Here is a 14422-nt window from a genome sequence, read left to right on the forward strand (position 1 = left end):
CAGGGTGGTGAACATGATGCCGAAGGTCAGCGAACAGGCGATCGCCGAGTACGACGCGGTCGCGGCCGGACTGGAGTCGGCCGGCGTGGTCCGGGGAAGCATGTTCGGCATGCCCTGTCTCAAGATCGGTAAGAAGGTGGTCGCCGGGATGTTCGGTGACGCCATGACGTTCAAGCTCCCGCCGGAGCCGCGGGAGAAGGCGCTCGCGCTGCCGGGCGTCGAGGCGTTCGACCCGGGCATGGGCCGGCCGATGAAGGAGTGGGTGGTGATCCCGCTGGCACAGTCCGCGGTCTGGCCGGACTACGCCGCCGAGGCACTGGAGTACGTCGGCGGATGAATCTCATGTGTCCCGCGCGGATTCTGCTGTTGCCTGGGGATGTGCAGGATCCGGTGGTCGGGGACAGGATCGCCCAGGTGTACGCCGGCCCGTTCGAGGCGGCAGCCGGCACCCGGTTGGCCGACCACCTCGGCGTCCGGCTGACCGTCGTACCCGAGCTCGCGCAGCGACCCGACGAGGAGCTGCAGGCGATCGCCGACCTGCACCGCGGCGAGACCGTGGTCGTGCTCGGCGCCGATCTCGGGCTGAGGCTCCCGGCGATCGTCGAGCACACCGGCGACGGGTGGGCCCGGGTGCCGACCGACAACGAGGTCACGCTGGCGACGTACGAGCAGGCCTCCGAGAAGTTCCGGGAGTCGATCCCCAAGGAGCCCAACGAGCTGCTCATCGACCTGCTCGCCGAGGCAGTTGCGCCCGGCGCCCGCATTCTCGAGCTCGGCAGCGGGACCGGCCGCGACGCGATCGAGTTGGAGCGGCGCGGTTTCGTCGTACGGCGTACCGACGCGACCCAGGCCTTCCTCGAGATGATGCGTGCCGACGGGTACGACGCCGATCGGCTGAACGCGATCACGGACGACTTCGGCGGTCCGTACGACGCTGTGTTCGCCGACGCGGTGTTCCTGCACTTCGACCGTAGCCAGCTGGCCGGAGTACTCCGGAAGGCGTTGCGGGCCGCGCCGGTACTCGCGTTCGCGACGCGGGAGGGCAAGGGCGAGGAGTGGTCCAACCGGACCCTCGACCTGCCCCGGCATTTCGTCATGTGGCAGGAGGAACCATTGCGCGAACTGCTCACCGCGACCGGCTGGAACGTCGAGCAGGTCGGACGCAGCGAGTCGCGGATCGGGTTCTGGTTCAGCGTCCTGGCGACCCGCCCATGATCCGCGCGGGGATCATCCTGCTCTCCCGGCACGGAGTGGCCGCGATCGAGCGGGTGCGCGACGGACGGACGTACCACGTCCTGCCGGGCGGCCAGGTCGAGGAGGGCGAGAGCCTGGCGGAGGCGGCCCGGCGCGAGACCCACGAGGAACTGGGTGTGCTGGTGAAGATCCGCGGGCTGGTCGCCGTGGTGAACTTCGGCACGAGCACCCAGCACTACTTCCTGGCCGAGTCGATCGGTGGCGAGTTCGGCGCCGGCGAAGGGCCGGAGATGGGAAGTACCGCGGAGTCGGAGGCCGGGAGCTATCGGGCGGTGTGGTTGCCGGTCGGGGACCTTCTCGGGCGCGAGCTCAAGCCGAAACCGGTCGCCTCGATGCTCGACAGTGCGCCGGATCCGGCCTGGCTGCTGGACGGATGGCTGGAGTCGCCGGTGGTGTTCGACGAGGTGTGAGGTTGGCCTCCCGGGTGACTCAGCTCATGGGCGGACCAGTAGTGGGACTGGCATAGTTCGGGCCATGGCTCGGGAACTGAAGACGGTGGGTGTGGTCGGTCTGGGCACGATGGGTGCCGGGATCGCCGAGGTGTTCGCGCGCAACGGCCTGACCGTGGTCGGCGTCGAGCGTGACGACGAGGCGGCCGCCCGCGGCCGCGGGCACATCCAGCACTCCACCGACCGGGCGGTGAAGCGCGGCAAGCTGTCGGTCGAGGACCAGCAGGCGCTGTTCGACCGGGTCACCTTCGCCACCTCGCTCGAGGCGCTCGCGGACTGCGACCTGGTGATCGAGGCCGTGATCGAGCGGCTCGAGCTCAAGCGCGAGATCTTCTCGGCGCTGGACAAGGTCGTCCGCGACGACGCCATCCTGGCCACCAACACCTCGTCCCTGTCGGTCACCGAGATCTCGGTCGCCACCCAGCGCCCGCGCCGCGTCGTCGGCATGCACTTCTTCAACCCCGCGCCGGTGCAGGAGTTCGTCGAGGTGATCCGAACCGTGGTCACCGAACCGGACGTGGTCGAGGACGTGCTCGCGCTGGCGCGCCGGCTCGACAAGGTCCCGGTGGTGGCGGCCGACCGGGCCGGCTTCATCGCGAACGCCCTGCTGTTCGGCTACCTGAACCACGCGGTCTCGATGGTGGAGTCGCGCTACGCGACCCGCGAGGACGTGGACGCGGCGATGCGGCTCGGCTGCGGCTACCCGATGGGCCCGCTCGCGCTGCTCGATCTGATCGGCCTCGACACGGCGTACGAGATCCTCGACACGATGTACAAGCAGGGCCGCAACCGGCTGCACGCGCCGGCCCCGATCCTGAAGCAGATGGTCACCGCCGGGCTGCTCGGCCGCAAGACCGGCCGCGGCTTCTACACCTACGAGGCGCCGGACTCGCCGGTCGTGGTCGACGACGAGCACACACCGGCGTCGGACGGCGCGGAGATCGCCGTACGCCCGATCAAGCAGGTCGGCGTGGTCGGCTCCGGGACGATGGCCGTCGGCATCATCGAGGTCTGCGCCAAGGCTGGGTACGACGTTCTGTACGTCGCCCGCGGTACAGAGAAGGTCGACCGGGTCCGGGCCGGCCTCGAACGCTCGCTGGAGAAGGGTGTTCAGCGCGGCAAGCTGTCGTCGGAGGAGCGGGACGCGACACTGCGCCGGATCACCGGGACGGCCAAGCTCGACGACCTCGCGCGCGTCGACCTCGTGGTCGAGGCCGTGGTCGAGGAGCTGAGCGTCAAGCAGGCGCTGTTCGAGACCTTCGACGAGATCTGCAAGCCGGGCGCGATCCTGGCGACGACCACCTCGAGTCTGCCGGTGATCGACCTGGCGATGGCGACGAAGCGGCCGGCCGACGTGGTCGGTCTGCACTTCTTCAACCCGGCGCCGGTGATGAAGCTGGTCGAGGTCGTGAGCACGGTCAGCACCTCCCCGGACGTGGCCGACACGGTCGCGGCGCTGGCTGTTGCCGCTGGCAAGCACCCGGTCCGGTGCGGCGACCGGGCCGGCTTCATCGTGAACGCGCTGCTGTTCCCGTACCTGAACGACGCGGTCCGGATGCTCGAGGCGCACTACGCCGGGGTCGACGACATCGACGCCGCGATGAAGCTCGGCTGCCGGCTCCCGATGGGTCCGTTCGAGCTGCTCGACGTGGTCGGTCTGGACGTCTCGCTGGCCATCCAGCGGACCCTGTACCTCGAGTTCCGCGAGCCCGGGTTCGCTCCGGCCCCGCTGCTCGAGCACCTGGTCACCGCCGGCTACCTGGGCCGCAAGACCGGCCGGGGATTCCGCGACTACAGCAACTAACTGCACAGCGGTGCGCCGCTGATCTACGCTGCTGCGCATGAGATCTCGTGCAGTGACGGCGGTGGGGGTGGCGCTGGTCCTCGGGCTCGGCGCGTGCGCTCCGGAGGATGAGCCCAGCAGTACGTCGACGCCGTCCGGCGCCGACGCCTGCGCGAAGGACAAGCTGGCGGTGAAGACGGCCGGCACGCTCGCGGTCGGCACCGACAAGCCGGCCTACGAGCCGTGGTTCTCGAACGACGACCCGGCCAACGGCAAGGGGTACGAGTCGGCCGTCACCTACGCGGTGGCGAAGAAGCTCGGCTTCGAGACCGCCGAGGTGAAGTGGCAGACGGTGCCGTTCAACTCGGCGTTCGCGCCCGGGCCGAAGAGGTTCGACTTCGACGTGAACCAGGTGTCGATCTCCGAGGACCGGCGCAAGGCCGTGGACTTCTCGTCGGGGTACTACGACGTCCGCCAGGCCGTGATCACGACCGCCGGCAGCAAGATCGCGAACGCGAAGTCCGTCGCGGAGCTGGCCGACGCGAAGCTCGGTGCCCAGGTCGGCACGACGAGCTACACGACGGCGGAGGAACTGATCAAGCCGAAGCAGAAGATGGCGCCGTACGACACCAACGACCTGGCCGTCCAGGCGCTGAAGAACAAGCAGCTGGACGGGATCGTCGTCGACCTGCCGACCGGGTTCTACATGACCGCAGCGCAGCTCGACGACGGCAAGATCGTCGGTCAGCTGCCGGCGTCGTCGGGCCAGGTCGAGCAGTTCGGCTTCGTGCTCGAGAAAGGGTCCGGGCTGACCGGGTGCCTGTCCCAGGCGGTCGACGCGCTGAAAACCGACGGGACGCTCGCCAACCTGCAGAAGGAGTACCTCACGACACAGGGCGCGCCGGAACTGTCGTGACGGACTGGCAGCCGTCCGCGCTGCAGCTGGAACGGATCGCGTACCGGCAGCGACGGGCGCGGCGCTCGAGGCTGATCGCGGTGGTCAGCTCGGTGGTGCTACTGGCACTGGTTGCCATCGGCATCGGATCGACACCGGGCTGGCCGCGGGTCCGGGCGACGTTCTTCGACCCCCAGCGCGCCTGGGAGGCGTTGCCGGTCGTCGCCGAGGGGTTGTGGCTGAACATCCGGGTGATGCTGATCTGCGCCGTCCTGATCGTCGTGATCGGGATGGCGCTGGCGATCCTGCGGACTCTGCGTGGCCCGATCTTCTTCCCGCTCCGCGTCTTCGCCGCGGCGTACACGGACGTCTTCCGCGGGCTCCCATTGCTGCTGGTGATCTTCCTGCTCGGCTTCGGCGTACCGGCCCTGCGGCTGCGCGGATTGCCGAACGCGGCCGTCATCTGGGGTGGCGTTGCGCTGGTGCTGACCTATTCGTCGTACGTCGCCGAGGTGTTCCGCGCCGGGATCGAGTCGGTGCATCCGTCGCAGCGCGCGGCCGCCCGTTCGCTCGGCTTGTCGTACCGGCAGACGCTGCGCTTCGTCGTACTGCCGCAGGCCGTCCGTCGCGTCATGCCACCGCTCTTGAACGACTTCGTCAGCCTGCAGAAGGATTCCGGGCTGATCGCCGTACTCGGGGTCATCGACGCGATCCGCGCGGCCCAACTGGAGACCGCGATCGACTTCAACTTCACGCCGTACGTCGTGGCTGGGCTGCTGTTCGTCGCCTTGACGATCCCGCTGACGCGGCTGACCGACTACGTCGCGCGCCGCCAGGGCTGGTATGGCGGGGGAGGTGGACCGGTGTGAGCCTGCTGTCCTTGCGTGGAGTGCGGAAGGCGTACGGCGACAACGTGGTGCTCGACGACTTCGGCCTGGAGGTCGAGGAGGGCGAGTGTGTCGTGCTGATCGGCGCGTCCGGCTCCGGGAAGTCGACGCTGCTGCGCTGCATCAACCTGCTCGAGGTGGTCGACGACGGCGTGATCGAGCTGGCCGGCGCCGACATCACCGACCCGCGGGCCGACGCCGACAAGATCCGGTCCAGGATCGGGATCGTCTTCCAGTCGTACAACCTGTTCCCGCACCTGTCCGTGCTCGACAACGCGACGCTGGCGCCCATCCGGGTGCACGGAGTGCCGAAGCAGGAGGCCCGGCGGCGGGCGCTGGAGATGCTGGACCGGGTCGGCCTGCGCGGCAAGGCAGACGCGCGGCCGGACGACCTGTCCGGCGGCCAGCAGCAGCGCGCCGCGATCGCCCGCGCGCTGGTCAACTCACCCACTCTGATGTTGCTCGACGAGATCACCTCGGCCCTCGATCCCGAACTGGTCGGTGAGGTCCTCGATCTGCTCCGCGACCTGCGGTCGGAGGGGATGACGATGCTGATCTGCACGCACGAGATGGCGTTCGCCCGCGAGATCGCCGACCAGGTCTGCTTCCTCCACCACGGTCGCCTGCTCGAGAGCGGCCCGCCCGCGGACGTCCTCGACAACCCCGTCCAACCCCGCACCCAGGAGTTCCTCCGCCGGATCACTAGTGCAGGGTGAGTGCGGTTTCCGACTCGAGGTGGGACAGCTTCTCCGGGTTGCGGACGTAGTAGATGCCGGTGACGTGGGCGTCCTCGATCCGCAGCGCGACGACGCCGTCGAGCTCCCCGTCGAAGCGGAACAGCAGCGCCGGGTTGCCGTTGATCACGGTCGGCTCGGTGGTGAGCGTGCCGCCGACCTTCTGCACGCTGCCGACGAACATGCGGATCGCCTTCTCCGCGCCGACGATCGGACGCAGTGCGGTGAGTTTGAGGCCGCCACCGTCGCTGACCAGGACCACGTCCGGCGCGAGTACGTCCAGTAGGGCCTTCAGGTCGCTGGCCTCGACCGCCCGCTGGAAGGCCTCGAAGGCAGCCCGTCCTTCGTTCGGGGAGACCACTGTGCGGGGGCGGCGGGCGTCGACGTGCTGCCTGGCGCGGTGCGCGATCTGGCGGACGGCCGCCGGGTTCTTGTCGACGGCCGCCGCGATGTCGTCGTAGCTGACACCGAACGCCTCGCGCAGGACGAAGACGGCCCGCTCGGTCGGAGTGAGCGTCTCCAGGACCAGCATCATCGCCATCGACACGCTCTCGGCCAGCTCGACGTCCTCGGCCGCGTCCGGAGCGGTCAGCAGCGGTTCGGGCAGCCAGGGACCGACGTACGCCTCCCGGCGCCGCTGCATCGTGCGCAGGCGGTTGAGCGACTGGCGGGTGGTGATCCGGATCAGGTAGGCGCGCTGATCGCGGACCTGATCCAGATCGACCTTGCTCCACCGCAGCCAGGTCTCCTGCAGCACGTCCTCCGCGTCGACCGCCGATCCGAGGATCTCGTAGGCGACGGTGAACAGCAGGTTCCGGTGCGCGACGAAGGCATCGGTTGCCGGGTCACTAGACGGGTCGCTCATCAAGGCAGCTCTCTCCTCAGGCCGGGCGGCCTGCGTCCGCGGGCGCCTGTGCGGCCTTGGCCCGCAGTACCTTCCGGCGTTGGCGATCCTTGAACCAGAGATCGAGCTTGCCGGGTCGGCGCGCCTCCTGCCTGAGCTGCCAGATGGTGCTCTTGCAGACACCTTCCTTGAGCATCGCCATGGATCGGTTGCCCAGATAGAACACGCTGGTCGGGGTGTCGTCCCGCTTGGCGTACTGGACCACACCGGCCCGGCGTCCCAGGCTGATGCACTCGCCGAAGAACCCGACATCGAAGCCGGCGGGCTCCCGGCCGGCGATCCGGCTGAGCACCGCCTCCGCTGCCTGCGGGCCCAGCTGCATCGCGGACTGGCAACTCATCCGCACCGGCAGGTCCGATGGTGCCCCCGAGTCCCCGGCCGCGATGATGCGTACGTCGTCCACACTGGTGAGGGTCTCATCGGTGAGCAGCCGCCCGAGGGAATCCGTGCTCAACCCGCTGCGGGTGGCGAGATCCGGCACGCTGAATCCTGCGGTCCAGATCGTCACGTCACTGTGCAGCTCGCGACCGTCGGCGAGCTGGACCGCGTCAGCGGTCACGCCCGTCACCGTCGCGCCGTCGCCTTCGAGCACGGTCACGCCGAGCTTGGCGAGCCGCCGGGCGACCGAGCGCCGGGCCCGCGGATGCAGGTACGGCCCGAGCACCTTTCCGCACACCAGAGTCACTGTACGGCCCTGCTCCGCCAGTTCGGACGCGGTTTCCAGGCCGGTCGGTCCGGCGCCCACCACCGTCAGCGCGGCCGATGCCGACGCGGCGTCGACGACCGGCTGGAGTCGGCGTGCCTGTTCCAGGGTGGAGATCGGGTAGGCGTACTCCGCCGCGCCGGTCACGCTGGGGTCCCCGCTGCCGCTGCCGACCGCGTAGATCAGGTAGTCGTAGTCCAGGGCACCGCCGCTCGCCAGGATCACCTGACGTCCGGCCGCGTCGATCTGGGTGCCAGTGTCGACCACGAGTTCGACGCCGCCGGCCAGGATGCTCGGGTAGTCCACCAGCGCGTCGTCCGACCCGCCGACGAGCTGGTGCAGCCGGATCCGTTCGACAAAGGCCGGACGTGGGTTGATCAGGGTCACATGTACGTCGTCGCGCTGCGTCAGGCGGTTGGCAGCCATCACGCCGGCGTACCCGCCGCCGATCACGATGACATCGGTTTTCTCGGTCATGGCCACTCCTTCGTCTCAGAGATGGCCTTAAAGACACCGCACCTGCGGCAGATGTGACACCAGTGAGTCAGATCACTCAGGGCTCGGCGTCCGCGTAGTCGCCGCAGGGACCGCCGCCGATGGCTTCGGGCAGGACCGCCGTACGCCGGTCCGGCCGGACCAGCGGGTTGTAGAAGGCGGCGATCTCCCTGCTGTCCTCCGGGATGTAGTGGAAGATCAGTGCGCGCCGGAACCGGTCAGCGCTCGAGTTCGGGCGGGAGCCGTGGACGACGCTGCCGTGGAAGAACAGCACGTCACCGGCCTTCATCTTCGTCTGCACCTTCCGCAGGCCTTCCGGGATCGGGACCTCCGCGTTGGTGAACGACTCCGTCAGGTCGGCCGGCTCGGGACAGACCAGCTCGGTCTTGTGCGAACCGGGGACCACCGCGAGCCCGCCGTTCTCCGCGTCCACGTCGTCGATCGCGATCCAGGCCGCCAGGCAGGTCTCCGGATCGGCCCGCAGGAACGTGTTGTCCTGGTGCATCGCCTGGCCGCGCGCACCCGGCGGCTTGAAGTAGAACATCGACTGGGCGCCGAGCGCGGGCCCGATCAGGGTGGTCACGACATTGAGGATCCGGCTGTCCAGCATCAGCTCCAGCGAGATCCTGCCGGCTTCGGCCTCGGGCCGCCGGTGCGGATGCACGAACCGCGGATACCGCGCCAGCGGATCGTCGTCCGGTACGCCGTCGTCGATCGCGAGCGAGTGGTCGGCGGCAACCTGTTCCATGAACACGGTCCTGATCCGCTCGACCTCGGCGGTGGTCAGCACCTGCGGGACCTGGACGATCCCCTCGTCGCGATAGATCTCAGCCAGTCCGTCGGTCATGCCTCCAGGATCGGCGGCGACGGGCGGCCGGGACGATAGCCTATCGAGCTGTGAACCTTCGAGATCCTGCTACCCGAGACTCGCCGACCCCGGTCGTCCGGCGACTGCTCACCGGTGAGTTCGACGAGGATTCCGACTACGCGACCTTCCGCAGACGCGGCACGACGGACTGGCTGTTGGTGCACACCCTGGACGGCCGGGGCCGCTTCGGCGGGCCGACCGGCGACGTCGTCGCCGACCCCGGTACGGTGACGCTCGTCCGCCCGAGCACGCTGCACGACTACGGCACCGTGGGGGAGCGGTGGCACTTCCTCTACGCCCACCTCAACCCGAAACCCGACTGGCTCCCGCTGCTGGACTGGCCGGAAGTTGCCCCGGGCATCGTTCAGCTCCGCCCCGCCGGGCCGACCGCCGACCGGATCGCCGACCACCTGCGTGACGCCGTCCGGCACCAGAGCAGCGTCCTCCCACAGGCCGAACAGCTGAGCGCCAACTCCCTCGAAGCCGCCCTGCTGTGGTGCGACACCCAGAACCCCAGGGCGGTGCAGATCGACGACCGGCTGCTGCGCGCCATCGAGTTGATCGACCAGGATCTGACGGCGAACCTCGACGTACCCCGGCTGGCCCGCGCGGCGAGTCTCTCGGTGTCCCGCTTCGCGCACCTGTTCCGCGCACAGCTCGGCGTCAGCCCGCAGCAGTTCGTCGAGCACCGCCGCCTCGACGCGGCCCGCACCCTCCTCGAGCTCACCAGCCGCTCGGTCGCCTCGGTGGCCGCGCAGGTCGGCTATCTCGATCCTCTGTACTTCTCCACCCGCTTCCGCCACCACACCGGCAGCAGCCCGACGACGTACCGTCAGCGCGACGACAGGTAGGTGAGGACTGCCATCACTCGGCGGTTGTCGTCCTCCGAAGGCGGGAGGTCGAGCTTGGAGAAGATGTTGTTCGTGTGCTTGCTGACGGCCTTCTCGGTGACGAAGAGGGCGCTGGCGATGGCGGCGTTCGACCGGCCCTCGGCCATCAGGCCGAGCACCTCGGCCTCGCGTGGCGTCAGCCGGCCGATCGGTTCGTCGCGCGTGTTGCGGGCCAGCAGTTGCCCGATCACGTCCGGGTCCATCGCGGTCCCGCCGGCAGCCACCCGTCGTACCGAATCGAGGAACTCGGCCACGTTCGAGACCCGGTCCTTGAGCAGGTAGCCGACCGCGCCTCCGCCGCCGGTCAACAGCTCCCGCGCGTACAGCTGCTCGACGTACTGCGACAGGACCAGGATCGGCAGGCCGGGGACCTGGCGGCGGGCCTCGATCGCGGCCTTCAGGCCCTCGTCGGTGAAGGTCGGTGGGAGCCGTACGTCGACAACGGCCACATCCGGCCGGTGCTCCACCAGGGCGGGCACCAGCCGGGGACCGTTGTCGACTGCCTCGACGACCTCGAAGTCGTGCGCCTCCAGCAGGCGGATCAGGCCGTCCCGGAGGAGGGCGTGGTCTTCAGCGATGAGGACTCGCAAGGCAGCTCCATGATCACGGTGGTCGGCCCGGCGCTCGGGCTCACCACGGTCAACGTACCGTCGAAGGCGGCCAGCCGCCGTTCGATACCGTACAGACCGCCTCCGGGCCGGATCACCGCACCTCCGACGCCGTCGTCACCGACGATCATGTGCAGCTTCTCCTCCTCGTGCGTGATCTGGATCCAGGCCGTCGTCGCGGCCGAGTACTTGACCGCGTTCGCGAGGCATTCGGCCACCGCGAAGTACGCCGCCGACTCGACCGGCGCGGCAGGCCGGCCGGGAACGTCGAAGGTGACGTCCACCTTGAAGGGGCAGGACAGCGCGAGCGCCTTGACCGCACCTTCGAGGCCGCGGTCGGCCAGCACCGGCGGGTGGATCCCGCGGACCAGGTCGCGCAGCTCGGACAGCGCCGTACTGGCCGACTCCCGGGCCTCGGTGAGCAGCGCCGCCGCCTGGGCCGGGTCGCGGGCGACCATCTCCTCGGCCATGCCCAGGTTCATGCTGAGCGCGGCGAGCCGGGCCTGGGCGCCGTCGTGCAGGTCCCGCTCGATCCGGCGCAGCTCGGCCGCCTGGGTGTCGACGGTCTCGGCCCGGGACTCGGCCAGCTCGCGGACCCGAAGGGCCAGCTTGGCGCTCTCGGTCGGGCCGAGCAGGGAACGGGCCATGAACGCGTTCGCCTTCAGCAGCCGCTCGCCGGCGGCGTACCAGATCATGAAGGCGATCAGGGCGACCGGCGTCACCAGGAAGCTGGTCCAGAAGTTCACCGTGACCAGCCCGCCGAACGGCTCGGTGAAGACGCCCTCGGGGGTGACGCCGACGAGCAGCGGATAGACCAGGTAGAACAGCGACGCCAGGAACAGAACGGCACTGAGCAGACACAGAGTGAAGCCGATCACCGCGTTCACCAGCAGCCAGATGATGTCGCGCCAGGTGGCGGGGTCGGTCAGGGTGGTCCGCAGCCACATCAGGATGCCGGGCATCGGGGGCTTCTTGTACGGGCGGGGGATGCGCTCACCGAGGAAGCCGGCCAGCATCGTGCGGTGGCAGTTCGCGAACCACCGCGCGGCGGGCACGAACGCGAGGAGCAGCGGGATCCCGACCCAGACCGCGATCAGCGGCACGGCCACCACGTTGAGCACGAACAACGCGATCCCGAGCTCGGCCAGGATCGACAGGGCCAGCGCGATCCACGGCTGGGCGAGCTTGGGGTACCGCATCGGCGGTGCCTGGGTGGCGATGGTGGTCATGCCTCCATCATGACTGAGGGTGGGATTCGTCTCAGTGGTGTTAGGTCCACTCCCGTGCGGGCACTGTGTCCCCACCGGGTTCGGGTAGTAGCACTCATGTTTTCGGCCGTTAGGGCGACGAGTGTTGATGCCGTACCCTGGCCATGGCTGTACGCCTAGGCCCCCACCGCTCTCGAGATGAGGACCTACATGGCTCAGCCATCAGTGCTTTCTGCTACCCGTGGTAGCGACTTCTCCCCGTTGCTCCGCGAGATCAAGACGGCCGGCCTGCTGGAACGGCGTACGGCGGCCTACGCGATGGCGATCGGGATCAACGTCGCGCTGATGGGCATCACCTGGGCCGGAATCGCGGTCCTCGGCTCATCGTGGTGGGTGCTGCTGCTCGCGCTCCCGCTGGGGATCCTGACCACCCGGGCCGCGTTCTTCGGGCACGACGCGGGCCACCAGCAGATCGCCGGCTCCCGCAAGCTGCACGACTGGATCGGGATGCTGCACGGCAACCTGCTGCTCGGGATGAGTTACGGCTGGTGGAACGACAAGCACAACCGGCACCACGCCAACCCGAACCACACCGACAAGGACCCGGACGTCGGTGAGGGCATCCTGGTCTGGACCAGGGAGCAGGCGTCCGGACGCGAAGGCCTGGAGGGCTGGCTGAGCCGCAACCAGGCCCGGATCTTCTTCCCGCTGCTGACCCTGGAAGGCTTCAACCTCAAGGTTTCGAGCATCAACTTCCTGCTCAAGCGCCGTCGTGAGTCCAAGACGGAGCTCGGACTGATGGCCGCGCACCTGGGCCTGTACTTCGGCGCGCTGTTCGTCATCATGTCGCCGGGACAGGCAGTGCTGTTCGCGCTGATCCACCACATGATCTTCGGCCTGCACCTGGGCAGCGTCTTCGCCCCGAACCACAAGGGCATGGAGATGCCCGACGACGACACCAACTGGGGTCACCTCGAGAAGCAGGTGCTCACCTCGCGCAACGTCAACGGCGGCATCGTCATCGACTGGATGATGGGCGGACTGAACTACCAGATCGAGCACCACCTGTTCCCGAGCATGCCGCGCGCCAACCTCCGCTTCGCCCAGCCGATCGTGCGGGAGTACTGCGAACGCATCGGGATGCCGTACGTGAGCACGGGCCTGATCGATTCGTACCGGATGGGGTTGCGCCATATGCACGAAGTAGGCCACGAACTGCGCGAACAGCACGCCTGAACCGCGGGATTTCCCTGCCCTGCAAGAAAATCTGTCACGAGGGGGAGCGACCCAGTCGCAGATCGGTTACGGTCACTGGTCTCGGGGCCGCCCACCTTGTGAGGAGACCTTGCATGACCGAATCGTCCGGTTTGAGTCGTCGCGGCCTGCTCGGCGCTGTCGCCGGCGTCACCGCCGCCACGGCTCTTCCCGCTGCCCCCGCCTGGGCCGCGGACGACCAGCGACCCGGTGCGGTGAACCGCCCGAAGCTGGACAAGTACGACCGTCAGATCGTGTCCGGCCTCTCCTCGGACCGCGCGCTGCGCCACCTGCAGGTGTTGTCCGAACACATCGGCCCGCGGATCGGCGGGACCACGAGCGAGAAGCGCGCGGCCGACTACATCGCGGGCCAGCTCGACGACTTCGGCTACCAGACCCGGCTCGAGCCATTCCCGGTCGCCGACAAGTTCACCGCCCAGATCTTCGATGTCCGGGGCATCCTGCCCGACGACCTGAGCTGGCAGGCCGGCGCGGCGCCCGGCGGCAAGCTGGACGTGACGGTCGAAGGACCGGTCCGCGACGTCGGCGCGGCGACGGCTCCGGTCTGGCCGGCCGACGTTGCCGGGTCGATCGTGATCGCGGACGACACCACGGCCGCGCGTCCGGCTCTCGTTGCGGAGGCGGCGGCGCGCGGAGCAGTGGGGGTGATCCTGCTGCCCGCCGACCAGGTGTTCCCGCGTCGCGCGTCCGCGTTCTCGCCGAGTGGTCTGACCGACGCGCCCATCCCGGTGCTCGGGGTGGCTCAGGTGCAGAAGCGGCTGATCCGGGAAGCACTCGCGGTGGTGAACTCGTTGCCGCTGCGGCTCAGCACGACCTCCCATCGTGGCCTGGTGTCGAACAACGTGATCGGTGAACGCCGTGGCCGCGGCGGCGCGAACTCGCCGATCGTGATGGTCTGCGGTCACTACGACTCGGTGATCGGTGCGCCAGGAGCCAACGACGACGGCTCCGGGACCGTGCTCACGATGGAGCTGGCCAAGGTGTTCAGCCGGATCTCCACCAACGCGACGCTGCGGTTCGCGTTGTGGGGATCGGAGGAGCAAGGGCTGATCGGATCGCGCTACCACGTTGCGCAACTGGCGCAGGACCAGCGCGACCGGCATCGGGCGGTGTTCCAGAACGACATGGTGGCGACCAGTTGGGACCCGGCGATCACCTACTGGCTGCTCTCCTTCACCGGCCTGGCGAACACCGCGACGGACGCGGTCCGGGCCGCCGGGCAGCGACTCGGGTACGACCCGCAGCTGGTCGGGCCGGTGCAGCGTGGTGCGTCCGACCACCAGTCGTTCCAGGAGGTCGGGATCGCGGCCGCCAACTTCTCCTGGCGTGGTGAGATCTCACCGGCGTTCCTCGAGCCGCCGTACCACTCGCCCGAGGACACCATCGCGAAGAACGTCAGCCTCGAGCGTCTCCAGGTCTCGATGGAGCTGATCGGCTGCGCGGCGTACGCCGTCGCCCGGAGCTGAGCC

Annotated in this window: 15 protein-coding genes; 10 read left to right on the forward strand and 5 right to left on the reverse strand. The window is 69.0% G+C overall.

Going from position 1 to position 14422, the window contains the following annotated elements:
- The first annotated feature begins 13 nt into the window (after positions 1-13).
- From ACGFH6_RS40680 to ACGFH6_RS40710, 7 genes are all read left to right on the forward strand, one after another.
- Positions 14-337: a hypothetical protein gene (locus ACGFH6_RS40680; RefSeq protein ID WP_393395828.1), complete on the forward strand. Its 324-nt coding sequence runs from the start codon at positions 14-16 to the stop codon at positions 335-337.
- Positions 334-1215, forward strand: a complete 882-nt coding sequence (locus tag ACGFH6_RS40685) for a class I SAM-dependent methyltransferase (protein ID WP_393395830.1) — start codon at positions 334-336, stop codon at positions 1213-1215. The genes ACGFH6_RS40680 and ACGFH6_RS40685 overlap by 4 nt, the downstream gene beginning before the upstream one ends.
- Positions 1212-1664, forward strand: coding sequence for an NUDIX domain-containing protein (locus tag ACGFH6_RS40690; protein ID WP_393395833.1), 453 nt, complete (start codon positions 1212-1214; stop codon positions 1662-1664). The genes ACGFH6_RS40685 and ACGFH6_RS40690 overlap by 4 nt, the downstream gene beginning before the upstream one ends.
- 64 nt (positions 1665-1728) lie before the next feature.
- Complete coding sequence (locus tag ACGFH6_RS40695; protein ID WP_393395836.1) at positions 1729-3507, forward strand: 3-hydroxyacyl-CoA dehydrogenase family protein; 1779 nt, start codon at positions 1729-1731, stop codon at positions 3505-3507.
- A gap of 37 nt (positions 3508-3544) precedes the next feature.
- Entirely contained in the window at positions 3545-4402 is an 858-nt protein-coding gene (locus tag ACGFH6_RS40700) for an ABC transporter substrate-binding protein (protein ID WP_393395839.1), read from the forward strand.
- Positions 4399-5250, forward strand: a complete 852-nt coding sequence (locus tag ACGFH6_RS40705; RefSeq protein ID WP_393395842.1) for an amino acid ABC transporter permease — start codon at positions 4399-4401, stop codon at positions 5248-5250. The genes ACGFH6_RS40700 and ACGFH6_RS40705 overlap by 4 nt, the downstream gene beginning before the upstream one ends.
- Complete coding sequence (locus tag ACGFH6_RS40710; RefSeq protein WP_393395845.1) at positions 5247-5984, forward strand: amino acid ABC transporter ATP-binding protein; 738 nt, start codon at positions 5247-5249, stop codon at positions 5982-5984. The genes ACGFH6_RS40705 and ACGFH6_RS40710 overlap by 4 nt, the downstream gene beginning before the upstream one ends.
- Here ACGFH6_RS40710 and ACGFH6_RS40715 read toward each other — a convergent pair.
- The 3 genes from ACGFH6_RS40715 to ACGFH6_RS40725 form a co-directional block, all read right to left on the reverse strand.
- Positions 5971-6867, reverse strand: coding sequence for an RNA polymerase sigma-70 factor (locus tag ACGFH6_RS40715; protein WP_393395848.1), 897 nt, complete (start codon positions 6865-6867; stop codon positions 5971-5973). The genes ACGFH6_RS40710 and ACGFH6_RS40715 overlap by 14 nt on opposite strands.
- Before the next feature lie 16 nt (positions 6868-6883).
- Positions 6884-8086, reverse strand: coding sequence for an NAD(P)/FAD-dependent oxidoreductase (locus ACGFH6_RS40720; RefSeq protein ID WP_393395850.1), 1203 nt, complete (start codon positions 8084-8086; stop codon positions 6884-6886).
- A gap of 76 nt (positions 8087-8162) precedes the next feature.
- Positions 8163-8951, reverse strand: coding sequence for a phytanoyl-CoA dioxygenase family protein (locus tag ACGFH6_RS40725; RefSeq protein ID WP_393395853.1), 789 nt, complete (start codon positions 8949-8951; stop codon positions 8163-8165).
- Positions 8952-9001: 50 nt separating this feature from the next.
- Between ACGFH6_RS40725 and ACGFH6_RS40730 the strand changes: the two genes are divergently transcribed.
- A complete protein-coding gene (locus tag ACGFH6_RS40730) occupies positions 9002-9823 on the forward strand; it encodes a helix-turn-helix domain-containing protein (RefSeq protein WP_393395856.1) in 822 nt (273 codons plus the stop codon).
- On the opposite strand, the gene ACGFH6_RS40735 is transcribed toward ACGFH6_RS40730, so the two are convergent.
- Both ACGFH6_RS40735 and ACGFH6_RS40740 read right to left on the reverse strand, forming a co-directional pair.
- On the reverse strand, positions 9805-10452 hold the full coding sequence (locus ACGFH6_RS40735) for a response regulator transcription factor (protein ID WP_131517943.1): 648 nt from the start codon (positions 10450-10452) through the stop codon (positions 9805-9807). The two genes, ACGFH6_RS40730 and ACGFH6_RS40735, sit on opposite strands and share 19 nt — an antisense overlap.
- Positions 10404-11699 carry a sensor histidine kinase gene (locus ACGFH6_RS40740; protein WP_393395860.1) on the reverse strand — a complete coding sequence of 432 codons (1296 nt, stop codon included), beginning with the start codon at positions 11697-11699 and terminating at the stop codon, positions 10404-10406. The genes ACGFH6_RS40735 and ACGFH6_RS40740 overlap by 49 nt, the downstream gene beginning before the upstream one ends.
- Before the next feature lie 189 nt (positions 11700-11888).
- Here ACGFH6_RS40740 and ACGFH6_RS40745 point away from each other — a divergent pair, with 189 nt between their 5' ends.
- Both ACGFH6_RS40745 and ACGFH6_RS40750 read left to right on the forward strand, forming a co-directional pair.
- On the forward strand, positions 11889-12914 hold the full coding sequence (locus tag ACGFH6_RS40745) for a fatty acid desaturase family protein (protein WP_393395863.1): 1026 nt from the start codon (positions 11889-11891) through the stop codon (positions 12912-12914).
- Between the two features lie 113 nt (positions 12915-13027).
- On the forward strand, positions 13028-14419 hold the full coding sequence (locus tag ACGFH6_RS40750) for a M28 family metallopeptidase (RefSeq protein ID WP_393395867.1): 1392 nt from the start codon (positions 13028-13030) through the stop codon (positions 14417-14419).
- The last annotated feature ends 3 nt before the right edge of the window (positions 14420-14422 follow it).

Source organism: Kribbella sp. NPDC049227, from assembly GCF_043197265.1.
GTDB lineage: Bacteria > Actinomycetota > Actinomycetes > Propionibacteriales > Kribbellaceae > Kribbella.